Source organism: Limnohabitans sp. (assembly GCF_034680285.1).
Taxonomy (GTDB): domain Bacteria; phylum Pseudomonadota; class Gammaproteobacteria; order Burkholderiales; family Burkholderiaceae_C; genus Limnohabitans_A.
Window position 1 is genome coordinate 43795 of record NZ_JAXITC010000015.1, and the last position, 25061, is coordinate 68855.

Below are 25061 nucleotides of genomic sequence, written 5' to 3' on the forward strand. Positions count from 1 at the left end.
CGTGTTCTCCTGATGCGCTTAGGCTTTTTCGATGTTGCAGACGGTGGTCTTGGTCTCTTGCATCATGGTGACGCTGTCATAACCATAGGTGGTGGCGGTGTTGACCGCTTCGCCGCGCACGATGGGCGCAGCGCCTTTGGGGTAATGCGCCAACATGTCCGCACCTTGCCAGCGGCCCGAAAAGTGGAAAGGCATCCACACGGTTCCGGTATCGACACGCTCGGTCACCATGGCCTGCACATTCAAGCGTGCGCCCGTGGCTCCGAGCAACCAAACACGGTCGCCATCCCGAATACCACGGTCAGCGGCGGTCTTGGGGTTGATCTCGACATAGGCTTCTTGCTGCAACTCGGCCAACCAAGGGTTGGAACGGGTTTCTTCGCCGCCGCCTTCGTACTCGACCAAGCGGCCAGAGGTCAGGATCAGCGGGTATTTCTCGTGCACTTTGTCCGCGATGTTTTTGTCCTGCACGGTTTTGTACAGCGTAGGCAGACGCCAGAAAGCCTTTCGGTCATCGTGCGTGGGGTACTTGGCCATCATGTCCGGACGGGTACCATACAAAGGCTCGCGGTGCTGCGGGATCGGATCGGGGAAGTTCCAGACCACAGCACGGGCCTTGGCGTTTCCAAACGGGTGGCAACCATGGCCTTGCATGAAGACGCGGATCATGCCGCCCGACGAATCGGTCTTCCAGTTTTTACCTTCGGCCTTGGCTTTTTCAGCCTCGGTCAACTCGTCCCACCAACCCAATTTCTTGAGCAAGATGTGGTCGAGTTCAGGGTAGCCGGTGGTGATGTCCGCACCCATAGAGTGCGAACCGTCTTCGGCCAGCAGGCTCTTACCCTCGCGCTCCACACCAAAGTTGGCGCGGAAGTTGCCGCCACCGTCCATGACGTGCTTGGAGGTGTCGTACAGGTTGGGCGAACCGGGGTGCTTGAGTTCGGGCGTTCCGTAGCAAGGCCATGGCAGACCGAAGTAGTCACCGGTGAAGTCGTAGCCGGTTTCCTTGTCTTTGCCACCCTTGGCCTTGAGGGTCTTCACATCGAACACGTTCATGTTCTTCATGTGCGCCTTCAGGCGCTCAGGGCTTTGGCCGGTGTAGCCAATGGTCCAGACGCACTTGTTGATTTCGCGCAAGATGTCTTCGGGCATGGGCTCGTCCATGCCGCCGACTTTTTGCATTTTGTAATTTTTAGACAGCTCTTTGGCAAAGCCCAGCTTCTCTGCCAGCTGGTGCATGATCATGTGATCGGAACGGCTTTCCCACAAAGGTTCAATGACTTTCTCGCGCCACTGCAAAGAGCGGTTAGAGGCGGTGCATGAACCGCTGGTTTCGAACTGGGTCGCAGCGGGCAACAGGTACACCGCGCGGTTGGGGTTCAGGTCTTCGGCCTTGCCTGGCATCGCGGCCATGGCGGCTGTGGCCGATGGGTAAGGATCGACCACCACCAACAAGTCCAGCTTGTCCATGGCACGCTTCATGTCAAGGCCACGGGTTTGCGAGTTGGGGGCATGACCCCAATAGAACACGCCGCGCAGGTTGCTGTCTTGGTCGATCAGCTCGTTGTTCTCCAGCACACCATCAATCCAGCGGGACACGGTGATGCCGTTCTTGCCCATCATGGCGGGGCTGGCGAATTGCTTTTTGATCCACTCGAAATCCACACCCCAGGTGTTGGCGAAGTGCTTCCAGGAGCCTTCAGCCAAGCCATAGTAGCCGGGTAATGAGTCGGGGTTCGGACCGACGTCGGTCGCGCCTTGCACGTTGTCATGGCCTCGGAAAATGTTGGTACCACCGCCGGTCTTGCCGACGTTGCCCAATGCCAATTGCAAGATGCAAGAAGCACGCACGATGGCGTTGCCGATGGTGTGCTGGGTCTGGCCCATGCACCAGACGATGGTGCCGGGGTTGTTCTCGTGCAGCATCTTGGCGATCTTGAAGACTTGGTCTTCTTTCACACCACAAGCCTCTTCCACCTTGTCGGGTGTCCACTTGGCCAGCACTTCGGTCTTGATCGCGTCCATGCCATAAACACGGTCGTTGATGTATTTTTTGTCTTCCCAGCCGTTCTTGAAGATGTGGTGAAGCACACCAAACAGGAAAGGAATGTCCGTGCCGGAGCGGATACGCACGTACTCGTCGGCTTTGGCGGCGGTTCGGGTGAAGCGTGGATCGACCACGATCATCTTGCAGCCGTTTTCCTTGGCGTGCAGCATGTGCAACATCGACACAGGGTGGGCTTCGGCGGCGTTGGAGCCGATGTACAGAGCGACCTTGCTGTTTTGCATGTCGTTGTACGAGTTGGTCATGGCGCCATAACCCCAAGTGTTGGCCACACCGGCCACCGTGGTGGAGTGGCAAATACGGGCCTGGTGGTCGCAGTTGTTGGTGCCCCAGAAACTCACAAACTTGCGCAGCAAATAGGCTTGCTCGTTGTTGTGCTTGGAGGAACCGATGTAGTAAACGCTGTCTGGGCCGCTGGCTTTTTTGAGCTCCAACATCTTGGCGCTGATTTCGTTGAGGGCCGTGTCCCAGCTGATGCGCTCGTACTTACCCTTGACCAGCTTCATCGGGTAGCGCAGGCGGTATTCACCATGACCGTGCTCGCGCAGCGCAGCACCTTTGGCGCAATGGGCACCCAAGTTGATAGGCGAATCGAACACGGCCTCTTGGCGCACCCAAACGCCGTTTTCCACCACAGCATCGACCGCGCAACCCACTGAGCAGTGGGTGCAAATGGTGCGTTTGACTTCCACCTTGCCAGCGCCCACGATGGATGCGCCAGTGGCGGCTTGTGCTTTTTGCACCAAGCTCAATTGAGAAGCAGCCAAGCCCACGCCCACACCCAGACCCGAGCGGCGCAAAAAGCTGCGGCGATCGAGTGTGGGCAAAGCCTGCGACAAACCACGGCGCAGGCTGTGGATGAAGGGGGACGAAGCGGCACCCGTGGTGCCAGTTTGTTTTTTGGTCAGCAACATGGAGGGCTCCAGTTGGGGAAGAACAGGAAAGAGAGACGAAAAATCAGACGCGTGTGGTCTGGTAGTACTGCTGAACGTGCTCGCTCAACGTGTAACCACCACCCCGTGTAGGCTTGGGCAGTGCAGCGGCGACGGGTGCCGACTGTTTGACAACACCTGGCAAAACGGCCGTGGCAGCAGCCACAGCACCCACAGTGGCAGCGCCCGAAAACAGGCTGCGACGGGAAAGAGAGGAAGTTTTAGATGACATCAAAGACTCCTGGAAAAATGGGCAAGCTGTTGGTTCAGCAGAACTTTTGGCCTAGGCAAAAAGGTACATAGGTGATCTTACTGTCTGCCCGTCAGGCTTTGTATGTAAAAACCCTTAGTTCAAATTCATTTTCGTCAAGCAGGTGACAACCAACACCATCAAAGATCGAAAAAACGCCCACGCACACCAGCCATTTGGGCTTTGTGTACGTGGGCGCACGGTGTTCTTTTTATTTGTAAAGAACTTCAGGCAACCACATGCCGATGGCCGGGAACATGTAGAGCAGCACAATCGCAAAAACCTGAATCGCCATGAAGGGCAACATGCCTGCGAAGATCTGGTTCAGCGTGACGTGCGGTGGGCTCACACCCTTCAGGTAGAACGCAGCCATGGCCACAGGTGGGCTCAGGAATGCCGTCTGCAGGTTCAGTGCCACCAACAAGCCGAAGAACAGCGGATCGATGCCAAAGTGAGGCAGCAAAGGAATGAAGATCGGCATGAAAATCACGATGATCTCGGTCCACTCCAAAGGCCAGCCCAGCAAGAAAATGACGACCTGCGCCAAGATCATGAACTGCACCGGTGTGAGGTCCATGCCCAGCACCCAGGTGTTGATGATCTCTTGACCGCCCAGCAGCGCAAACGCGGCCGAGAAGATGCTGGAGCCCACAAACAACCAGCACACCATGGCACTGGTTTTGGCCGTGAGGTAAACCGACTCACGAAGCACGACATAGTTGAGCCTGCGGTAAGCCGCAGCCAGCAACAAGCCGCCTAGCGAACCCATGGCCGCCGCTTCGGTGGGCGTGGCCAAGCCAAACACGATGGTGCCCAGCACAGCCAAGATCATGAGGGCCAGCGGGAAGAACGAACCCAGCAGCATCTTGAAAATCTCAAGGCGCACAAAGCTGAAGTACGCATAAAAGATGGCCAAGGCCACAGCGCAACTGGCCAAACCGATCCAGAAAGACATGGGTGCTTCTTGACGCTCAGCAGCAGGCGCCTCAGCGGCGGCCGTCACAGCAGCAGGTGCTGGCGTGGCTTCTTGAGAAGCTTCTGTACTGGGCGCGGCTGCAACAGGTGTTGCTTCTGTTCCGGGTGGCTGCTTCAAGCCGTCTTCTTCAGGCTCAGCCAAACCGCTGATGCTTTCACCCTCTTCTTCGGCACTGTCCGCGGAGTCAGACAACTCGCCACCCATGGCCACAACGCCCTCCACGGCCTCGACTGGCAGAGGTGCTGTGACTTTGAAATAAATGGTGCCCATGATCGCTGCAACAGCCAAAAGCGGCAGCAAAGCAATGAACAAGTGGTTGAGCAAGTCACGCATGGGCACAGCCGCATTGCGTTTGCCCTTGATCGCACCGATCAAGCCCGGCAGCACATTGGTGCTGATGTCTTTGGACACCACCTGCGCGAAGGCAGGCAAGGGCACGATGCGGTCTTCAGCCGACATGGGCGGGGCCATGCTGGGCTTGATTTTGGCAATGATGACCACGTAAAGGACATACAAAGTGGCCAGCATGATGCCAGGAAAAAATGCCCCTGCGTACAACTTGACCACCGACACACCGGCCGTGGCACCATAAACGATCAACATGACCGAAGGCGGAATCAAGATGCCCAAACAACCGCCTGCGGTGATGGCACCGGCCGACAACTGAACGCTGTAACCAGCGCGCAGCATGGCGGGCAGCGCCAGCAAACCCATGAGCGTGACCACTGCGCCCACAATGCCCGTGGCCGTGGCGAAGATGGCACAGGTCACGATGGTGGCGACAGCCAGAGAACCGGGCACGCGGGCCATGGCCAGGTGCATGCTCTTGAAGAGCTTTTCGATCAGGTTGGCGCGTTCAATGAGGTAACCCATGAACACGAACAAAGGAATCGAGATCAGCACATCGTTGGACATCACCGAAAACGCTCGCTGAACCATGAGGTCAAGCGTTTGCTGAACCGCCAGATCAGGGTTGGCGCTTCGGTAAGCGATCCAGGCGAAGATCATGCCCATGCCCATGAGGGTGAACGCTGTGGGGAAACCCAACATGATCGCCACCACCACCAAGGCCAACATCAACAAACCCAAATGCCCATTGGACATATCGGCCGGAGCAGGCAGCAAAACAAATGCCGCCAACACGACCATGGCCATGATGGTCAGGCCAAACCAGACTTCTTTTTTCATTTTTGTGTTCCCTTGGCAGTCACGAGCTCGCCCAGCTTGGCAATGTCTTCGTCTTTCACGTTGACCATTTCTTTGAGTTTCTCGACATCGACTTCGTCCACGTCATCACCGCGCTTGGGCCACTCACCCTGCTTGATGCAGACGATGCAACGGACAATTTCAACCAAGCCTTGCGCCAACAAGAAGGCACCCGCAATCGGCAAAATGGTTTTGAAGGGATAGATGGGTGGGCCATCGGCCGTGATGTTGGAGTGTTCGTTGATGGCCCAGGATTCGGCCGCAAAACCATAACCTGCATAAGCCAAAGCCACCACACCTGGAATAAAAAACACCAGGTAAAGAATCAGGTCCAGCCAGGCCTGCAGGCGTGGCGGGAAAAAGCCATACAGCACATCACCGCGCACATGGCCGTTCTTGGACAAGGTGTATGCGCCTGCCATCATAAAGAGGGAACCGTACATCATGCTCATGACATCGAAGGCCCAGGCGTGGGGGCTGTCCAGAACATAGCGGGAGAACACCTCCCAGGAAATCATCAGTGTCAAGGCCACGATCAACCAGGAAAAAAACTGGCCAATCCATGTGCTGACTTTGTCAATAAAGAGCAAGAGGGTTTGCATAAGGGAACCACATAAATGAATCAGCCATCCAGGAGACCTGGATGGCTGACATAACTGTCAAATAAAAATCAACCTTTTTTCGCGGGTGCCGCTTTGGCTCCGAAGAAATGGTTCACAGCCATGCGACGGCTGATGTTGGTGTCCTGATCCCACTTGACTGCGCGTTGTGCAAAAGCGCGCTGGGAGGCCACGATTTCCTTGAACAATGGATTTTCTGCAGATTTCTTCTCGACAATTTCAGTCCAGATTTTCAACTGGTCTTGCAAAATCGCATCGGGTGTTTTGTAGAACTTGACCTTGTCCTTGGTCTGCAACTCGATGTAGTCCTTGGAGTAACGGTCAATGGCTTTCCATGACATGTCGGCCGAAGAAGCTTCTGTAGCAATGGCGATCACCGACTTCATCTTGGCTGGCAAAGCGTCGTACTTGGTCTTGTTGAACATGATCTCGAAAGTCTCGGCGCTCTGGTGGTAGCTTTGCAGCATGCAGACTTTGGAGACGTCGGGGAAACCCAAAATGCGGTCGGAAGTGGCGTTGTTGAATTCAGCGCCGTCCAGCAAGCCGCGGTCCATGGCGGGAACGATTTCGCCGCCTGGCAAGGCGTTCACAGCAGCGCCCATGGCGGTGAACAGGTCAATGGCCAAGCCGTTGGTGCGGAACTTCAAGCCTTTGAAGTCAGACGACTTGGTGATTGGCTTTTTGAACCAACCCAGTGGCTGTGTGGACATGGGGCCGTACAAGAACGACTGCACGTTGCCACCAATGGAAGCGTACAACTTGGCCAACAACTCAGCACCACCGCCGTACTTGTGCCAAGACAAAATCATGTTGGCGTCCATGCCGAAAGCGGGACCAGAGTTCCACAAAGCCAAAGCGTTTTGCTTGCCGTAGTGGTAACCCAACACGCCGTGGCCGCCATCCAAAGTGCCTTTGGAGACCGCTTCGAGCAAACCAAACGCAGGCACCACGGCACCAGCAGGCAACACTTCGATCTTCAGATCGCCACCGGTCATGTCGTTGACCTTCTTGGCGTAATCCAAGGCGTACTCATGGAAGATGTCCTTGGCGGGCCAAGTGCTCTGCCAGCGCATGTTGATCGGGCCGGTTTGGGCCGATGCGATCATGGGGGCAGAAATGGCACCTGCGGCGACAGCGGCGCCCTTCAGGAGGTTACGACGGCGTGGGGTTTGGGCTTCGGTCAAAGGAGTCTCCAGTGGTTATAAAACTTCCAAGCGTAAAAAATTACCGCTCAGTTACGATTATGGGAGTTATGGAGCGCCAGCCACTAAGTGAAAACCCGAACAAACTTTGCTATTTTTTTTCACTTCGGGTCGGAAAATTTTTCAATCAAACCACCAAATCGAAACCCTGCGACTCCACGCTGATGAACGCTTCTGTAAAAGCTGCCACTCGGGCGTAGAAAACGGCACGCGGCTGCGTTTGCAGCACTTGGCAAAGTGCGGGCAGCCAGGATTGGACGTGTTGGGTGAAAAAAGCCTGCTGGCGGGTGAGGTTCGACACCGCCACATCGTCGCCCGCGATCAGAAAACGCATGACTTCGAAGACATAAGCCACATGGTCTTCGGTTTCTGACATGCCTTCGCTTCTGCCCAAGCCGAGTTCGGCCAAGTCGTCACGCAGCCGCACCAAGGGCTTTTCGTTCAAAAAACCACTGAGGTAGTGCGAGCCAAACAAATACACCTCGGGCTTGCCCACACCGCCAAACAGGCTGTTAAATTCGGCGGCAATTTGGGCCTGATTCAAACTGCGGGCGCTGGCCACCAACTCACGCCAAGGCTCTTCCAAAAAACCGCCTGCATCGGGCGCCTCGGTCACAGCCACCTGCAGCTGGCCCAGCAATTCATCGCTGGGTGCGGCGTAATACAGCTGGGACAACAAACCGTAAATTTCGGCGCGGGCTGTTTCTTCGTCCAGCGCATGGCTGCTGGCGGATGGGTTCAGGTCTTGGCTCATGGCAATTGCTTATTCGGGTTTGGAAGGACTGACACCAGAAACGCGCGTCTGATTCTCGTCCGTGAACATGTCCACCACACGGCAGTCGCCGCACATCTTCAGGCGCTCCAGAGCTGCGCCCTGGAACATGCTGTGTCCAGCCAAGCGGCCCAGCATGGCTTCGATGCCTTTGAGCGTGCCGAACGGTTTGCTGCAGCGGATGCAGGCATATGGGGGGCTGCCGTGCAAAACACGCGTTTGCGTGCGCTCTGGCAGCAGCGACAAGCGCGGCTGCAAGGTGATTGCGTTTTCAGGGCAGGTTTTGACACACAGGCCACACTGCACACAGTTTTTCTCAACAAAACGCAACTCTGGTTGCAGCGGGTTGTCTTGCAATGCCGACGAAGGGCATGCGCCCACGCAGCTGATGCACAAGGTGCATTTGCTGCCGTCCACCACGATGGAGCCCAGGGGCGAGCCAGCCGCAGGCAAATCGAGCGCTTTGGGGCGACTGGCCTCGTCCATGGCCATCACGGGTGACTGGGCCATCAGGTGGTCGATCACCAGCTCCAAGTTGCTGCGCTTTTCGGCCTGCACTGCATGGCGGGCGGCGGTGGTTGGACCTGTGGGCAAGCTGGAGGCCTTGAGGCTGCGGGCGCACAGGCGCTGCAGGTCTGCGTCCAAAGAAGATGCTGTTTTGGCTTCAATCAGCTGAAAATGTACCCCGGTGTAGCCCAGCCCATTGAGCAGGCTTTGGGCCACCGCCATTTGTTCCATGAGCGCAGCGCGGTATTGCGGCGCTTCCTCGGCGGTGATCAGCACCATGACTTGTCGCGCACCGTAGGCCACGGCCGAGAGCCACAGCTCCATGCCCACACTGGCGGTGTGCCACAGCGCCACAGGCATCACGCGGGCAGGCACGCCTTGCATGACGCCCAGCTGTGCACCCCGGCCCAACTCGTCAATCAAGCCCTGGCCTTTTTCTTGGCTGTGCAACAGCAGCGCGGCGTCACGCCCACCAGCAGCCTGGTAGGCCGAGAGCAGTGCGCGGATTTTGGCGCCCTGCTCTGCCGGGCGCGGGTAAGCGTAGGTGAGGGCCCCCGTGGGGCAAGCCGTGGTGCAGGCACCGCAGCCCACGCACAGGTTGGGGTTGACCACGATTTGTTGGCGGCTCTTGTCAGATCGCACGGCCTCGGCCGAGCAGATGTCAATGCAGGCGCTGCAGCCGACTTGCTCATTGCGGCTGTGGGCGCAAAGCTTTTGCTTGTAGGAAAAAAAGCGGGGCTTTTCGAATTCACCCACCAGCTCACGCACCTTCAGCAGCGTTTGGAGGTCTTGCCCGTCCCAGCGGAAATACCCCTGGGGCAAGGCGTGCGATGAGAAGGTGGGCGAGGCTTGGTCGCCCCGCAAGTCCAGCACCACATCGAAGCGCTCGGTTTGCGGACGGGCATCACGGCTGAAATCGATGGCGCCAGCAGCTTCGCAGACCTTGACACAGTCGCGGTGCGAAGTGCAGCGTGACAGGTCCACCTGGTAATCGAGGCCAATGGCCTGCTCGGGGCAGGCGGCCACGCAGGCGTTGCAACGGGTGCACAGGTCCAGGTCAATCGGGTTGCTGGCGTCCCATGACACCTCAAAAGCACCCAACCAGCCCTTGAGTCCTTGCAGACGACCGGCCACCACGGGAAATCGACGTTCTTGGTGGCCCCCCGCATTGCCGGGGCCTTGGGCAAAAATCGTGACCTGCATCGCGTCGGCCAAAAGAGCAGCGGCGCGTTCTGCGGCGTCGATGGCCCCAATGATGAGCACTCGGCCTTCGCTTTTGTAAGTGACGGTGGGAACTGGCTCGGGCTCGGGCAGGCGAGCGGCGGCCAACAAAGCGGCGATCTTGGGTGTCGCATGCTCGGCTTCACCGCTCCAACCCCCTGTTTCTCGGATGTTGACGAATCGGATCGGGGAAATCGCGCCTTCGGTTTGCTCAGCGAGTTCACTGAACAAACGCTTTTCTTGGGTGCAGGCCACTGTCACGGTCTCGCCGGTTTTCACGGCTTTTTGGAATTGCCCCGCCTCGCGGCGACACAAAGTGGTGTGCAGGGTCAGGTCTTCACCCAGTGCTTGGCCCAGAGCTTGGGCTTGCAGGGGCATCGTTTGGTTGCAATTGCAAATCAGGGTCGTCATGTTCTGTCAATTCGGAAACTGGCAGCACCGGTGGCGGCTGCATGGTCGGTGCGAGGTCGTTATGAGATTGCGGGGACTGTGCCACAAGTGGCGAGCCTTCTGCGATGTCCGGGTCTTTGGGCGTGAACAAACCCAACATTTGGGCCCCCACCATTTTTTCGAGCATGCCCGCTGGCAAAGGGTCTGGGGTGTTGTAGTCGCCAATGTAAATGTCCAAGCCATCCATCACATTGAAGTGGGGGTCGGTGAACAATTTCTTCATGGCCGCGTTGCGCACCTCGCCGGGCACGCCTTGGCGCATGAAACCCTGATATTCGGAAGAAGGGGTCAAGTTCTCAACATCGGCAATCGTAGGCATTGGCTGTTGAGGCTCTGACTCGGCTGACTTGGCTTGCTTCGACGCCGCGACGTCCACCGATCCGGCAGGGACTGTGGCCTCATGGACGGGCGCAGCAACATCAGGGGCGGCTGAGGCTGGGCTCAGCTCTTGCGTTTCAAGGCCTTGCTTGCGCCTCGACCAGCGGCTGAAAAAATTTTCACTCATGGGGTGGGCCTTCCGCCCTTGCGCTTGCTGTCGGTGCTGACCGACACAGGCTGCCCAAACCGATCGGTCAGGCGCTGAAAACTCTGGGGACGCTGGCGTTTTTTCTCTTCAGGCACAAAATGTTGCTCTGCAAAAACCTGTATCCAAGTCACCACTTCTGCCGCAACAGGAATGGTTTCCACGGTTTCCTGGGCATCCAACCACCGGCCTGCGTCGTGGTAGCTCAAACTCACGGCTTGTGGAACAGCCACAGGCTCACCACCGTCTTGCGCATCGATCAAGCGCCACATCACAAAGTAACAGGGCGTCGGTGAAGTGGCATTGAGCCAATAACCTTCGGCGTCATCTTGAAAAAGCGCCACGTTCCAGTTCGGGTAAAGCCAAAGAATTTCATGCTCAGTTTGGCGCAAGCAGCGCGGCTCAGCACCAAAACCGGCTTCATGGGGCACGACATCCGCGAGCACCCAGCGCCAAGTCTGCCAACGCGACATGGGGCCTTGCACCGGCTCGCGGCGCATGAGCACAGCAACGTCGAATTGGGGGCGGGCAGTAGGAAGGGGCTGCAAAGTCATGCGCCGCATTATGCGGTGATCGCAGATTCCACCCGCACCGCACAGTATTTGAACTCCGGGATCTTCCCAAAGGGATCGAGGGCGGCGTTGGTCAACTCATTGGCTGCCGCCTCGACATAGGCGAAAGGCATGAACACCGTCCCCAATGGCGTACCGTTGTCTTGGCGCAAAACCAGATCGACGTGGCCACGGCGCGAGGCCACTCGGATGCGTTGTCCAGCTTGCAAGCCCAAGCGATCCATGTCCGTGGGATGCATGGATGCGGTGGCCGCGGGCTCCAGCGCATCGAGCACGGTGGCGCGGCGCGTCATGCTGCCGGTGTGCCAGTGCTCCAGTTGACGCCCTGTGATGAGCACCAAGGGGTACTCGGCATCGGGCTGCTCGTTGGCCGGGATCAGTCCCGCTGTGACCAAGCGCACACGGCCATCCTGGGTCGGGAATTGGTCGTGGAAAACGATGGGCTGGCCCGGGTCCTCAGCGCTCACACAGGGGTAAGTGACCGAGCCCGCATTGAGCCGCGCCCAGTCGATACCGCCAATCGCAGGGGCCATGGCTTGGCGCATTTCTTCGTACACCGCGGCCACGCCATCGTGCTCCCCCGCATAGGCCCAGCCGAGCCCCATGCGTTGGGCCAGCTGTTGGATGATCCACAAATCGGGTTTCGCATCGCCCGGCGGCAACACGGCCTGGCGGCCCATCTGCACCGTGCGGTCGGTGTTGCTGACGGTGCCGGTTTTCTCAGGCCAGGCGCTGGCGGGCAGCACCACATCGGCCAGCCAGGCGGTCTCGGTCAAGAAAATGTCTTGCACCACCAGGTGCTGCAAACTGGCCAGCGCATGGCGGGCGTGGTGCAGGTCCGGGTCGCTCATGGCCGGGTTCTCGCCCAGGATGTACATGCCCCTGACCTTGTGCGGGTCGCTGTCAGGCGCAAGCGCCTTGTGCATGATTTCGACCACGGTGTAGCCGGGCTGGTCGTCGAGTTTTGTGTCCCAAAATTTCTCAAACCAGTCGTGCGCCGTCTTGTCACTCACGCGCTGGTAGTTGGGGTACATCATCGGAATGAGGCCCGCATCGCTCGCGCCCTGCACGTTGTTTTGGCCACGCAGGGGGTGCAAGCCGGTGCCGGGTCGGCCGATCTGGCCGGTGATGCTGGCCAGCGCAATCAGGCAGCGCACATTGTCGGTGCCGTGCACATGCTGGCTCACGCCCATGCCCCACAAAATCATGGCGGCCTTGGCGCTGGCATAGGCCCGCGCCACTTCGCGGATGTTGTCTGCGGGGATGCCACAGACCGCGCTCATGGCCTCGGGCGTGTAGTCCTGCACATGGGCCTTGAGTTCGGCCACGTTGTCGGCACGCTCGCGTAAGAAGCTTTCGTCGCACAGGTTCTCGGTCACGATGACGTGCAGCATGGCGTTAAGCAGCGCCACATCGGTATCGGCCTTGAACTGCAAAGTGCGCCAAGCGTGACGCCCGATGTCGGTGATGCGCGGGTCGGCCAGCACGATGCGGGTGCCGCGTTGGGCGGCATTCTTCATCCAGGTGGCGGCCACGGGGTGGTTGGCTGTGGGGTTGGAGCCAATGACGATGATGAGGTCAGAATGCTCGACATCGCGCACCGGGTTGCTCACTGCGCCCGAGCCAACACCTTCGAGCAAGGCTGCCACACTGGAGGCGTGGCACAGGCGCGTGCAGTGGTCCACGTTGTTGCTGCCAAAGCCGGTGCGCACCAGCTTCTGAAACAAATAAGCTTCTTCGTTGCTGCCCTTGGCCGAGCCAAACCCGGCAAGCGATTTGGGGCCGTGTTCTTGGCGCAAGGTGTTGAGGGGCTGGGCCGCCAAATCAAGAGCTTCCTCCCAGGTTGCTTCGCGGAAGACTGCTTGCCAGTCGGTGTGGCCGTCGATCAGACCCAGGTCTTTGGCCACGCCCGCCTTGCGGATGAGGGGCTTGGTGATGCGGTCCGGGCTGTGGATGTAGTCCATGCCAAAACGGCCCTTGACGCACAAGCGGCCTTCGTTGGCGGGGCCTTCGCGACCCTTCACGCTGATGATTTTTTCATCGCGCACTTGGTAGGTGACCAGGCAACCGACGCCACAAAACGGACACACCGAATCGACTTCGCGGTCCACCTTTTGTGGGCCCATGTGGCTCTTGGGCATGAGCGCCCCTGTGGGGCAGGCCTGCACACATTCGCCGCACCCCACACAACTGCTGCCGCCCATCGGGTCGGCCAGGTCAAACACCACTTGGGTGTGTGCTCCCCTGAAGGCCAGACCGATCACGTCGTTGACCTGCAGGTCGCGGCAAGCACGTTGGCAGCGGTTGCACTGGATACAAGCGTCCAAGTTCACCGCCATGGCGGGGTGCGACAGGTCGGCGGGCACAGCCTCCCGCTTGATCGCAGCCAGCGCCGGGCGCACCGTGACACCGTGGTGTTCAGCCCATTGGCTCAGCTCACCGTGTGGTGCCTCGGCGCGGTCATCGAGCCATTTGTGGCCCTGCTCGGGCAAGTCGGCCAGCAGCATCTCCAGCACCATCTTCTGGCTTTTGACGGCGCGTTCGCTGTTCGTCTGCACCTGCATACCGGGCGTGGCGCTGCGGCAGCAGCTGGGGGCCAAGGTGCGTTCACCGGCCACCTCGACCACGCAGGCGCGGCAGTTGCCATCGGGCGCAAGGCCTTCCTTGTGGCACAGGTGCGGGATGGCGATGCCCAGCTCTTTGGCGATGTTGAAAATGCTCTTGCCAGCAGGCGCTTCAACAGACTGGCCGTTGAGTGTGAATTGAACGGTGCTCATGCCGCCCCCACTTCGTGCGGGAAATACTGCAAGACGCAGCGGATCGGGTTGGGCGCAGCCTGGCCCAGACCACAAATGGACGCATCGCCCATGACCTGTGCCAAGTCTTGCAAGGTGTCGGCATCCCAGACCGTATCGCTCATGAGCTGCGCCGCTTTGTCGGTGCCCACACGGCAAGGTGTGCATTGGCCGCAGCTCTCGTGCGCAAAAAAGCGCATCACATTCAAGGCCGCTTCGCGGGCACTGTCGTGTTGGCTCAGCACCATCACGGCGGCAGAGCCGATGAAGCAGCCGTGCGGCTGCAAGGTGTCAAAGTCCAGCGGCACGTCGGCCAGGCGCTCGGGCAAGATGCCGCCGCTGGCACCGCCTGGCAAATAGGCGTAGAGCGTATGGCCTTCGGCCATGCCGCCGCAGTATTCGTCCAGCAGTTCACGCAGCGTGATGCCCGCAGGTGCGAGTTTGACGCCCGGGAGCTTCACGCGCCCGCTCACGCTGAAACGGCGCAGGCCTTGGCGACCATGGCGGCCATGCGATGAGTAGCTGTCTGCGCCCTGCTCCAGCAGTTCTCGAATCCAATACAGCGTCTCGAAGTTGTGCTCCAGCGTGGGGCGGCCAAACAGACCGACCTCGGCGATGTAAGGCGGGCGCAGGCGAGGCTCACCGCGTTTGCCCTCGATGCTTTCGATCATGGCGGACTCTTCGCCGCAAATGTAAGCCCCTGCGCCGCGACGCAATTCGATGCGCGGCAAAGCACAAGGCGCATTGGCCTGCAATTGGGCCAGCGCTTGCGTGAGCAGCACACGCGCTTCGTGGTATTCGTCACGCAGGTAGATGTAGACCGCTTCGCAGCCCACCACGCTGGCGGCGATCAACACGCCCTCCAAAAAGCGGTGCGGGTCGGCTTCCAAACAGGTGCGGTCCTTGAAAGTGCCGGGCTCGCCCTCGTCGATGTTCACGGCCATCAGGCGCGGCCCGGGTTGGCTGCGCACAATGCGCCATTTGCGACCGGCCGGGAAACCGGCGCCGCCCAAACCCCGCAAACCGGAAGACTCCAGGACTTGGATCACCGATTCGGCTTCGCGCTCACCCGAGGCCACTTGCTTGGCCAATTGGTAGCCTCCAACTTGGAGGTAAGCGTCCATGCCGATGGCGTCGGGCAAGGCGTTGGGTGCCGTCTGATTCTGAGCCACACGCTGTGTCACCCCTTCAACCGTCGCATGCGCCACAGCCTGCTGGCCGACCTGCGCGGCCGGGGCCTGCTCGCAGCGGCCCAAACAAGGCACGGGCACGACCTTCACACCCGACCCGTTGTTTTGCAAATCTTTTTGCAATTGGCGCAGCAAGCTGTCGCTGCCAGCCAAGCTGCAGCTCAGGCTGTCGCACACCCGCACAGTGATGCGCGGCGCGGCTTGATCGTCTTTCAGAATCTCGAAGTGGTGGTAGAACGAAGCGACCTCGAACACCTCCACCACCGACAAGCGCATCTCGGTCGCCAGCGCCACGATGTGGCGCTCGAACAGACCCTGGAAATGGTCGTTCAACACATGCAAATGCTCGATCAGTAAATCACGGCGGTGGCCGTTTGTGGGTGGTTCACCGATCAAGGCCCGCACCTCGGCACGGGCTTCGCCCGTGGCCTGTCGGCCTTTGAGCTGCGAACGCGGTTGGCGCAGTTGCTGGCGAACCTGGTCCAGGCCGATGTGGGTGGCGTTCGCCATACTGGCTCAGTAGGTTTCGAGGTGCAGACGGCCTTCTTTCTTGAGCGTGCCACCAATGGCTTCCCAGTCCAGACCCGCGTTTTGCGCAATGTCGCGCAAGGCCATGACCACCCCCTCTTCCATGCTCTTCAAACCGCACACATAAAAACAGGTGTTTCCGTCTTTGAGCAGCGCGGCCACATCGGCAGCGCGGTCACGCAGGGCGTCCTGCACGTAGCGTTTGGGTTTACCCACTTCACGGGAAAATGCAAACTCGGTGTCGATGAAGTCTTTGGGCAAATTGTTGAGCGGGCCAAAGTACGGCAACTCAGCAGGGGTGCGGGCACCAAAGAACAACATGAGTTTGCCGCCCTCGAACTTGCCGCTGGCGCGCAGGCGACGACGCCACTCGGTCATGGCGCGCATGGGGGCGCTGCCCGTGCCGGTGCAGATCATGACAATGTTGCTCTTGGGGTGGTTGGGCATGAGAAAGCTCGCGCCAAACGGCCCAATCACTTGAACCTTGTCACCCACATTCAAGTCGCACATGTAGTTGGAGCCGACGCCGCGCACGGGTTGGCCGTCGTGGTCTTCGAGCACGCGCTTGATGGTCAGCGACAGGTTGTTGTGCCCTGGGCGCTCGCCGTTGCGGGGGCTGGCAATCGAGTATTGGCGCGCATGGTGCGGCTTGCCTTTGGCGTCTTCGCCGGGGGGCAGGATGCCAATCGACTGGCCTTCGAGCACCGGGAAAGGCAGGTTGCCGAAGTCGAGCACGATGTGGTGGGTGTCGTAGTCTTTGCCGACTTCGGTCACACGCAGGTTGCCTGTCACGGTGGCAGTGATGGTTTTCTCAGCGGCCTTGGGGCCATACAGGTTGGTGTAGGCGTGGGCAGCCGACCAAGGTGGGATGGTAGCGCCGAATTGGGCTGAGCTGAATCCGGAAGCGACGGCGGTGCTGGCCGCAGAGGCGACCGATGAGGTATCGGCGGCGCTGTCTGGCATTGCCACAGCTTCTCCAGCATCACCCCCGGCAGCAGCCAGTTCCTCGGCACTCAGCTCTGCAGGCAGTTCGTCCCACTTGAGTTGTTCTTCGATGCTGTAGGCCTTGACCTTGGGCATCATGCGCCAGTTGTCAATCGAGCCGGTGGGGCATGGCGAGATGCAGTCCATACAACCGTTGCAGATGTCGGCCTTGACGACGTAGTTGAGCGAGTCGTGCGTGATCGCGCCCACCGGGCAGATCGCTTCGCAGGTGTTGCAGCGGATGCAAATTTCTGGGTCAATCAGGTGTTGCTTGATCAGCGTCGCTTCGGTGCTCATGTCTTGGCTTTCGGGTGTTTTGTCTTTTTGGTCTGCTGGGTCCGCAACGGTATGGCTTGGGGCCGTACGCCTCATACTGGGGTACCAGAAATCGGCGACCGGCCCCAAGCCATACCGTCGCTCCGTGCCAGTTTTAACCTCGGCAGTCTACCGGTGTTTGTGCGCATAACGCACCCATGCAGTTGACAGAGGAAGGGGCGGGTGACGATTACTGTTACCCCAGCATGAGGAACCCGCCCCTTCCTCTGTCAACTGCCGCCCCCAGAAATGGAAGCGACAGTCAATCAAAGATTCAACGTATCAGTTGAAGCGAACGTAATCAAAGTCCACAGGCTGACGGTTGATGCCCATGACGGGAGGCGCGATCCAGTTGGCAAACTTGCCTGGCTCCACGACACGACCCATCAGGCTGGCCACATAAGCGCGGTCTTCGTTGGTGGGCAACCACTCGCCCACTTGCGCCATCCACTGCTCGTCGCTCACCACACGGCCATCGGGCGTGATCTTGGCACCGGACAAAGAGCCGATGTTGCGGTGAAAAGCCTTATGTGGTGCAGTCAATGTGAAAGGAATGCCCGCCTTGGAGATCACGCGGTTCCAACGGTCGATGCCGCCTTTGGAGTCGGTGATGTAGTCGTCGCGCAGCACTTCGTTCAAAGCGTTGAGCATCGGCACTTCTTTTTCGACCAACTTGCCGTCCTCGACCGACAAAATCTTGTAGCTGTTGCCCTTCAAGACGTGGTCATCGGTGCGCTTGCCTTCTTCGTAACGGCCTTTCAGGCCCGAACTGTAGAAGGTGGCGGCGTTGGACGACTGGTCGGCACCAAACAAGTCGATGGTCACCGAGAAGTGGAAGTTGATGTAGCGCTGGATGGTCGGCAAATCGATCACGCCCGCTGCACGCAGCTTGCCCACATCGTCGGTTTTGAGTTGGTTCATCACATCGACAGTGCGCTGGATGGTGCGGCTCACGCCGGACTCGCCCACAAACATGTGGTGCGCTTCTTCGGTCAGCATGAACTTGGTGGTGCGGGCCAGCGGGTCGAAAGCCGACTCAGCCAGAGCGCACAACTGGAACTTGCCGTCACGGTCCGTGAAGTAAGTGAACATGAAGAACGACAACCAGTCAGGTGTCTTCTCGTTGAAGGCTTGCAAGATGCGGGGGTTGTCTTCGTTGCCGCTGTTGCGTTGCAGCAGCGCGTCGGCTTCTTCACGGCCGTCTTTGCCGAAGTATTTGTGCAGCAAGTACACCATGGCCCACAGGTGGCGGCCTTCTTCCACGTTGATCTGGAACAGGTTGCGCAAGTCGTACATGCTGGGTGCGGTCAGGCCCAAATGGCGCTGCTGCTCAACGGATGCTGGCTCGGTGTCGCCCTGCGTCACGATGATGCGGCGCAGGTTGGCGCGGTGTTCGCCAGGCACGTCTTGCCAGGCTTTTTCACCGATGTTGTCGCCGAAATGGATCTTGCGGTCTTGCTCGCCGGGATTCAGGAACACGCCCCAACGGTAGTCACGCATCTTGACGTGGCCGAACTGGGCCCAGCCTTGTGGGTCCACGCTCACGGCGGTGCGCAAGTACACGTCCATGTCGGTCGAGCCTTCGGGGCCCATGTCGTCCCACCAGTTGATGAAGTTGGGCTGCCACTGCTCCAAGGCGCGTTGCAGCGTGCGGTCTTCGCTCAGGTTGACGTTGTTGGGGATCTTTTCGCTGTAGTTGATACCGGACATGAGAGTCTCCAGAAATGAAAAAGCAACGGTGGGGGCAAATTTCGGTTGCAGCGTAGACCACCGGGAACCACGCTGCACAACGATCTGAAATGAAAAGGACTTAAACGCGGTTCATGTCGAACTGAACTTTTTCGCCCTTGCCGTAAACCTTCAAGGCACCTTTTTCGCCCACAGCGTTGGGGCGCTGGAATATCCAGTTCTGCCAGGCGGTCAGGCGGCCAAAAATACGGGTCAACATGTTCTCTTGGCTGGCAAAACGCAGGTTGGCTTCCAGACCGGTCAGGGCATCGGGCGACATGGAAGAACGCTCTTCCAGGGCCAGACGGATCTCGTCAGCCCAGTCGATGTCGTCAGGGGCAGCAGTGACCAAGCCCAAAGCCAAAGCGGCGTCAGCGTCGAGGGCTTTGCCGATGGCGCCGCGAGCGGCTTCCATGGCAGGCACTTCTTCGTAAAAGCGGCGCTGCAAGCGGGTCTGGTCGTTGACCATAGGGAAGAAACCGAAGTTCATCTCGTTCAATTGGATCTTGGGGGCTTTGGCTTCGTCGTCCGGCAGCGCCAGCATGTAGGCACGGTCGGCACAGAAAGCCAATTCAGCGAGTGTGCCCACAAAACAAGTCCCTTCTTCAACCAAGGCAAACAGGCTGCGCGAGGTCACGTCCATGCGGGCCAGGGTGCGGCGCAGGTGGCCGATGGTCTCACGCACAAACCAGTGGTCTTTGTTCGCCAGCATGGTGGCATCCGAGGCCAACACCGCGGCAGCGTCACCCGATGTCTTGATGACCCAGGTGCCGATGTCGAGTTCGTTGGTGCGCATGTGCAAGATGGCGTCATCGAGTTCGCGCACCATTTGCAGCGGCCACCAGTTCATGCCAGCGGCTTCGATGCCAGCGATGTCGGTGGGTTGGGCTGTGGCAGGAGCCTTGACAGTAAAGGTGGCGATGCGCTTAGCACGGTCGATGTCCACGGTGACGTTGGTGTATGTGAGCGCGTCGGCTGCGATTGTGCGGTTGAGAGGCGTCAAGGACACGCCCTTCACGCCTGCGGGGCGGATGCTGCCAGCCGCCAATTGGGTGGCACGCGCCTTAACCACATCCTTGAACACAGCAGGCTTGGCGATCGCATCGACCAGGCGCCAGTCCACGGCTTTCTGACCACGCACGCCTTCAACACTGGTGCAGAAAATGTCGGCCAGATCGTGGCGCACATGGCGCTTGTCGGTCACGCGGGTCAGGCCGCCGGTGCCAGGCAACACGCCCAGCAAAGGCACTTCAGGCAAAGACACCGAAGATGAACGGTCATCGACCAAGACGATGTCGTCGCAGGCCAAGGCCAACTCATAGCCCCCGCCAGCGCAAGCGCCGTTCAAGGCAGCCACAAACTTCAGGCCGTCGTGCTTACTGGAGTCTTCGATACCGTTGCGGGTTTCGTTGGTGAACTTGCAAAAGTTCACTTTCCAGCCGTGGGTGGACACACCCAGCATGAAGATGTTGGCACCGGAGCAGAACACGCGGTCCTTCAAGCTGGTCACCACCACCGAGCGTACCTCGGGGTGCTCGAAACGGATGCGCTGCAACGCGTCGTGCAACTCGATGTCCACACCCAGGTCGTAGCTGTTGAGCTTGAGTTTGTAGCCAGGGCGAATGCCTGCGTCTTCGTTGATGTTGATCGACAGTGTGGCGATCTCGCCATCAAAGGCCAGGTTGATGTGCTTGTACTCAGCGGGGCTGGTCTGGTAATTGACCTGAAAGGCTGTTGTCATGTGGGTCTCCGGCGGTGAAAGGGTTTGATTTCAGTCAAAAAATGCAGTTCAGTGCATGTTGATTTGAATTTTATTGCAACTTGCACCCCCAGGCAACATGCACTTTACTGCATTTAATAAGGGATTACCCTTGGATTTGACCCCACTTCACACGCCTCATGCGGGCCGCTGCAGGTGCTGGCGAACTGAAGTACGCAACACCTCAAAAGCTTGGGCCTCTGTGCGACCACTGGTGTTGATGGCCATGTCGGCTTTGGAGTAAAAAGCCGCTCGCCCTTCCAAAATGCGCTTGAGGTCCTCCATGGCCTCACGGCTAGCAGCCATGGGACGCATATCACCTTGTGCGGCCACGCGGCCCATGTGGTCTGTGGCATCGGCTTGCAACCACACCGTGGTGCAATGGGACAGCAACAAGTTGAAATTGGCCGAATCCGACACCAAACCGCCGGGTGTGGCGATCACCACTTCGGGGTAAATTTGTATGGCCTCTTCCAGTGCGCGCCGCTCATAGCGGCGATAGGCGTTGGCACCATACAGGTTGTGGATCTCGCTGATCTGGCAACCCGCGAACTTTTCAATTTCTCGGCTGAGCTCGATGAAGGGAAAGCCCATGTCATCGGCCAAGCGCTGGCCCAAGGCAGTTTTGCCAGCCCCACGCAAACCAATCAAGGCAATGCGGTTTTTACGCTCTTGCGCGTTACCACCTTCGCCAAACATTTCACCCAATTGCTCGCGAGCCCGACGCAAATCGGTCTCGCTGCGCTTGCCCAGCAACTCGCGTATCAGCAGCCACTCAGGTGAGGAGGTGGTCACATCGCCCAGCAACTCAGCCAAAGTGCATTGCAAGGCGCTGGCCACCTGCAGTAGAACCAAAACAGACACATTGCCTGTGCCGTACTCCAGATTCGCCAAATGGCGCTCAGACACATCTGCCGCCAAAGCGACGGCGCGGCGTGTCATGCCTTGACGCGCACGCAGGTTCCGCACCCGCTCACCCAATGTGACCAAAAAAGGGTTGCGCTGGGCTTCTGATTCGGCCACTTCTGCGGCCGAAGTCTCTTTGGATGACAAATTCAACATGGTGTTCGAGACAAAGGGAAAACCCTAATATTTCAAAGGGCACAAAACATGCACTTTAATGCATACTCACTGGCAAGCACGATAGTGCATAAAGCCCTGTTTATACCGCCATCTGGCCATTAGGAACAGTCCTTTATGGCATCACCGTGCATGTTGATTCCCTTTTGCCCCGAATACACACCGAAAGCCTTGTCCATGACCGCATTGCTCCCCAACTTCTTCGCAGGCCGCTGGCAAACCGGCACCGGTGCAGGCACGCCCCTGTTCGACCCGGTGCTGGGCACCGAGCTGACCCGCGTGTCCAGCAGCGGCATCGACCTGGCCGAAGGCTTTGCTTTTGCACGTGAACAAGGCGGCGCGGCCCTGCGCGCCTTGAGCTACGGCCAGCGAGCAGCCCTCCTGACAAAAATCACCGAAGTGCTGCAAGCCAACCGCGATGCCTACTACGAGATCGCCACCGCCAACAGCGGCACCGTGGCCAAAGACTCGGGTGTGGACATCGACGGCGCCATCTTCACCTTGGGCTACTACGCCAAGCAGGGCGCGGCCTTGGGTGACGCCACGCTGCTGCTCGACGGCGAGCGCATCCGCATGGCCAAAGACCCGGCCTTCCAGACCCAGCACATTCAGGTGCCCACGCGCGGCGTGGCGCTGTTCATCAATGCCTTCAACTTCCCCAGCTGGGGCTTGTGGGAAAAAGCCGCACCCGCCCTGCTCTCGGGCGTGCCCGTCATCATCAAGCCCGCCACGGCAACCGCCTGGCTGACCCAGCGCATGGTCAAAGACGTGGTGGATGCGGGTGTGCTGCCCGTGGGCGCTTTGTCAGTCATCTGCGGCTCGTCCGCAGGCCTGATGGACCAGCTGCAGGCCTTTGACGTGGTCAGCTTCACCGGCTCGGCCGAGACGGGCAAGATCATCCGCAGCCACCGCGCCGTGACCGAGCTGTCGGTGCGCTGCAACATCGAAGCCGACAGCCTGAACTCTGCCCTGCTCTCGCCAGCGGCCAAGGCCGACAGCGAAGCCTTCAAGCTGCTGGTGGCCGAAGTCGCCCGCGAGATGACCGTCAAATCGGGTCAGAAATGCACCGCGATCCGCCGCATCTTTGTGCCCCAAGCCTTGTACCCAGCTGCCGCCGAAGCCATTGGCGCACGCCTGGCCAAAACCACCGTGGGCAATCCGCGCAATGAGACTGTGCGCATGGGCGCGCTGGTCAGCCAGGAACAAAAAGCCAGCGTGCTGGCGGGTCTGGCGCAATTGAAGACCGAAGCCACCGTTTTGTTCGATGGTAGTGCTGCGGGCTTGGTCGATGCCGATGCAGCCAGCGCCTGCGTGGCCCCCGTGCTGCTGGGCACCGAGTCGCCCATGGCGGCGCAAGTGCTGCATGCGGTCGAGGTGTTTGGCCCCGTGTCTACCCTGATGCCTTACGACAGCATTGAAGAGGCCTACGCCATGATCCGCAGGGGCGAAGGCTCGCTGGTCTGCTCGGTCTACAGCGATGACCCTGCGTTCACCGCGCAAGCCTCGGTCGAACTGGCCAGCAGCCACGGCCGCGTGCATGCGATTTCGCCCGATGTGGCGGCCCTGCACAGCGGCCACGGCAACGTGATGCCCATGAGCCTGCACGGCGGCCCTGGTCGCGCTGGCGGCGGCGAAGAGCTAGGGGGCCTGCGGGCACTCAACTTCTACCACCGCCGCACAGCGGTGCAGGGCAGCTCGGTGGCCTTGGACGCCCTGGCGGCACAGGGCGGCAAGCTGGTCCTTTGAGGCCTTTGCAAAAGCCATATTTTGAAGAACACTCAGAGACCCAGGAGACCACTATGAAACGCCCAGTGACACCACCACCAGCAGACTTCAACTTTGCCCAGCACCTGATCGCCACCAACTCCCCACGTCTTGCGAAAACCGCCCTCATCGACGACTTGGGCACCCTGACTTATGGCGAGTTGGTCGAACAAATCCGTCGGTTTGCGGGAGGCCTGCAAGCCATGGGCCTCAAACGCGAAGAGCGCGTGCTCTTGCTCATGCACGACAGCAGCGACTGGGTGGTGGCCTTTCTGGGTTCACTTTATGCGGGCGTGGTGCCTGTGGCTGTCAATACGCTGCTCACCGCCGAGGACTATGCCTTCATGTTGAGCAACAGCCGAGCCCAAGCCGCCTTGGTCTCGGGTGCTCTGCTCCCTGCCCTGCAAAGTGCGCTGGACCTGGTCAAAAACGAAGTGCGCCAAGTCGTGGTCTCGCGCCCATCAGGCGAATTGACGCAGGGCCAATTCAACATGGCCGACTTTGTGGCCCAAAACAAGCCCGTTCTTCCCGCCCAAACGCTGGCCGATGAACCGGCTTTCTGGCTGTATTCATCAGGCTCGACCGGCAAGCCCAAGGGTACTGTCCACAGCCAGGGTAACCTGTACTGGACCGCCGAGTTGTATGGCCAAGGCGTGCTCAATTTACAGGAGAACGACACCGTGTTCTCGGCCGCCAAACTGTTCTTTGCCTATGGTTTGGGCAACGCGCTCACGTTCCCCCTGAGCGTGGGTGCCACGGTGGTGCTGATGGCCGAGCGCCCCACCCCGCAAGCCACCTTCAAACGGCTGGTTGACCACCAACCCACCGTGTTTTATGGTGCGCCCACCGGCTACGGCGGCATGCTGGCCAATCCAGAGTTACCCGCCAAAAGCCAAGTGGCCTTGCGCTTGTGTTCGTCCGCGGGCGAGGCACTGCCCCGCGACATCGCCGAGCGTTGGACGGCGCACTTTGGCTGCGAAATCATCGACGGCATCGGGTCCACAGAAATGCTGCACGTCTTCTTGTCCAACCGCCCAGGCGATGTGCGTTACGGCACCACCGGCAAAGCCGTACCCGGCTATGAAGTGCAGCTGCGCAACGAAGACGGCAGCGTGGTCACTGGCCACAACGAGATCGGCGACCTCTACATCCAAGGACCCAGCAGCGCGTTGATGTACTGGAACAACCGTGAAAAGACACGCGACACCTTCCAAGGGGTGTGGACCAAAAGCGGCGACAAGTACACGCGCGACCCCGATGGCTACTACACCTACGCGGGCCGCAACGACGACATGCTCAAGGTCAGCGGCATCTATGTCTCGCCCTTCGAGGTCGAGTCCACCCTGGTGCAACACCCCGCCATCTTGGAAGCGGCCGTGATCGGCAAGGAAGACACCGATGGCCTGACCAAGACCAAGGCCTTCATCGTGCTGAAGGCGGGCCAAAGCCTGACGCAAGATGAAGTCAAAGCCTTCGTCAAAGAGCGTCTGGCCCCTTACAAGTACCCGCGCTTCATCGACTTTGTGGCCGAGCTGCCCAAAACCGCCACGGGCAAGATCCAGCGCTTTCGCTTGCGTGAATTGGAAAAACCAGGCACTTGAGCCTATGCCCACCCGAAAACC

General features: G+C 59.4%; 17 protein-coding genes. 2 read left to right on the forward strand and 15 right to left on the reverse strand.

Annotation, left to right across the window (positions count from 1 at the left end; translation table 11 throughout):
• Window positions 1–18: 18 nt before the first annotated feature.
• The 15 genes from SWE17_RS12695 to SWE17_RS12765 form a co-directional block, all read right to left on the reverse strand.
• On the reverse strand, window positions 19–2979 hold the full coding sequence (locus SWE17_RS12695; protein ID WP_322993452.1) for a formate dehydrogenase subunit alpha: 2961 nt from the start codon (window positions 2977–2979) through the stop codon (window positions 19–21).
• 43 nt (window positions 2980–3022) lie between these two features.
• Window positions 3023–3229, reverse strand: coding sequence for a formate dehydrogenase (locus tag SWE17_RS12700; protein ID WP_322993453.1), 207 nt, complete (start codon window positions 3227–3229; stop codon window positions 3023–3025).
• Between the two features lie 229 nt (window positions 3230–3458).
• Complete coding sequence (locus tag SWE17_RS12705; protein WP_322993454.1) at window positions 3459–5411, reverse strand: TRAP transporter large permease; 1953 nt, start codon at window positions 5409–5411, stop codon at window positions 3459–3461.
• On the reverse strand, window positions 5408–6031 hold the full coding sequence (locus tag SWE17_RS12710; RefSeq protein WP_322993455.1) for a TRAP transporter small permease subunit: 624 nt from the start codon (window positions 6029–6031) through the stop codon (window positions 5408–5410). Before SWE17_RS12710 ends, SWE17_RS12705 begins: the two co-directional genes overlap by 4 nt.
• A gap of 68 nt (window positions 6032–6099) precedes the next feature.
• Entirely contained in the window at window positions 6100–7155 is a 1056-nt protein-coding gene (locus SWE17_RS12715) for a TRAP transporter substrate-binding protein (protein ID WP_416235014.1), read from the reverse strand.
• A 223-nt stretch (window positions 7156–7378) separates the two neighbouring features.
• Window positions 7379–8005: a TorD/DmsD family molecular chaperone gene (locus SWE17_RS12720; protein WP_322993457.1), complete on the reverse strand. Its 627-nt coding sequence runs from the start codon at window positions 8003–8005 to the stop codon at window positions 7379–7381.
• 9 nt (window positions 8006–8014) lie between these two features.
• A complete protein-coding gene (locus SWE17_RS12725; protein WP_322993504.1) occupies window positions 8015–10129 on the reverse strand; it encodes a 4Fe-4S dicluster domain-containing protein in 2115 nt (704 codons plus the stop codon).
• Window positions 10089–10706, reverse strand: coding sequence for a DUF3306 domain-containing protein (locus SWE17_RS12730; RefSeq protein ID WP_322993458.1), 618 nt, complete (start codon window positions 10704–10706; stop codon window positions 10089–10091). The genes SWE17_RS12725 and SWE17_RS12730 overlap by 41 nt, the downstream gene beginning before the upstream one ends.
• Window positions 10703–11278, reverse strand: coding sequence for a DUF3305 domain-containing protein (locus tag SWE17_RS12735; RefSeq protein ID WP_322993459.1), 576 nt, complete (start codon window positions 11276–11278; stop codon window positions 10703–10705). The genes SWE17_RS12730 and SWE17_RS12735 overlap by 4 nt, the downstream gene beginning before the upstream one ends.
• 8 nt (window positions 11279–11286) lie before the next feature.
• Complete coding sequence (gene fdhF, locus SWE17_RS12740) at window positions 11287–14073, reverse strand: formate dehydrogenase subunit alpha (RefSeq protein WP_322993460.1); 2787 nt, start codon at window positions 14071–14073, stop codon at window positions 11287–11289.
• Window positions 14070–15791 carry an NADH-ubiquinone oxidoreductase-F iron-sulfur binding region domain-containing protein gene (locus tag SWE17_RS12745; RefSeq protein WP_322993461.1) on the reverse strand — a complete coding sequence of 574 codons (1722 nt, stop codon included), beginning with the start codon at window positions 15789–15791 and terminating at the stop codon, window positions 14070–14072. The genes fdhF and SWE17_RS12745 overlap by 4 nt, the downstream gene beginning before the upstream one ends.
• 6 nt (window positions 15792–15797) lie before the next feature.
• The gene (boxA, locus tag SWE17_RS12750) at window positions 15798–17090 is read right to left on the reverse strand and encodes a benzoyl-CoA 2,3-epoxidase subunit BoxA (RefSeq protein WP_322993462.1); all 1293 of its coding nucleotides are present in this window, start codon (window positions 17088–17090) and stop codon (window positions 15798–15800) included.
• A 300-nt stretch (window positions 17091–17390) separates the two neighbouring features.
• Window positions 17391–18818 carry a benzoyl-CoA 2,3-epoxidase subunit BoxB gene (boxB, locus tag SWE17_RS12755; RefSeq protein ID WP_322993463.1) on the reverse strand — a complete coding sequence of 476 codons (1428 nt, stop codon included), beginning with the start codon at window positions 18816–18818 and terminating at the stop codon, window positions 17391–17393.
• A gap of 100 nt (window positions 18819–18918) precedes the next feature.
• Entirely contained in the window at window positions 18919–20577 is a 1659-nt protein-coding gene (gene boxC, locus SWE17_RS12760) for a 2,3-epoxybenzoyl-CoA dihydrolase (protein ID WP_322993464.1), read from the reverse strand.
• A 156-nt stretch (window positions 20578–20733) separates the two neighbouring features.
• Window positions 20734–21657, reverse strand: a complete 924-nt coding sequence (locus SWE17_RS12765; protein WP_322993465.1) for a helix-turn-helix transcriptional regulator — start codon at window positions 21655–21657, stop codon at window positions 20734–20736.
• A 195-nt stretch (window positions 21658–21852) separates the two neighbouring features.
• Between SWE17_RS12765 and SWE17_RS12770 the strand changes: the two genes are divergently transcribed.
• Both SWE17_RS12770 and SWE17_RS12775 read left to right on the forward strand, forming a co-directional pair.
• Window positions 21853–23421, forward strand: coding sequence for a 3,4-dehydroadipyl-CoA semialdehyde dehydrogenase (locus SWE17_RS12770; RefSeq protein ID WP_322993466.1), 1569 nt, complete (start codon window positions 21853–21855; stop codon window positions 23419–23421).
• A gap of 53 nt (window positions 23422–23474) precedes the next feature.
• Window positions 23475–25040: a benzoate-CoA ligase family protein gene (locus SWE17_RS12775; RefSeq protein WP_322993467.1), complete on the forward strand. Its 1566-nt coding sequence runs from the start codon at window positions 23475–23477 to the stop codon at window positions 25038–25040.
• Window positions 25041–25061 lie beyond the last annotated feature (21 nt).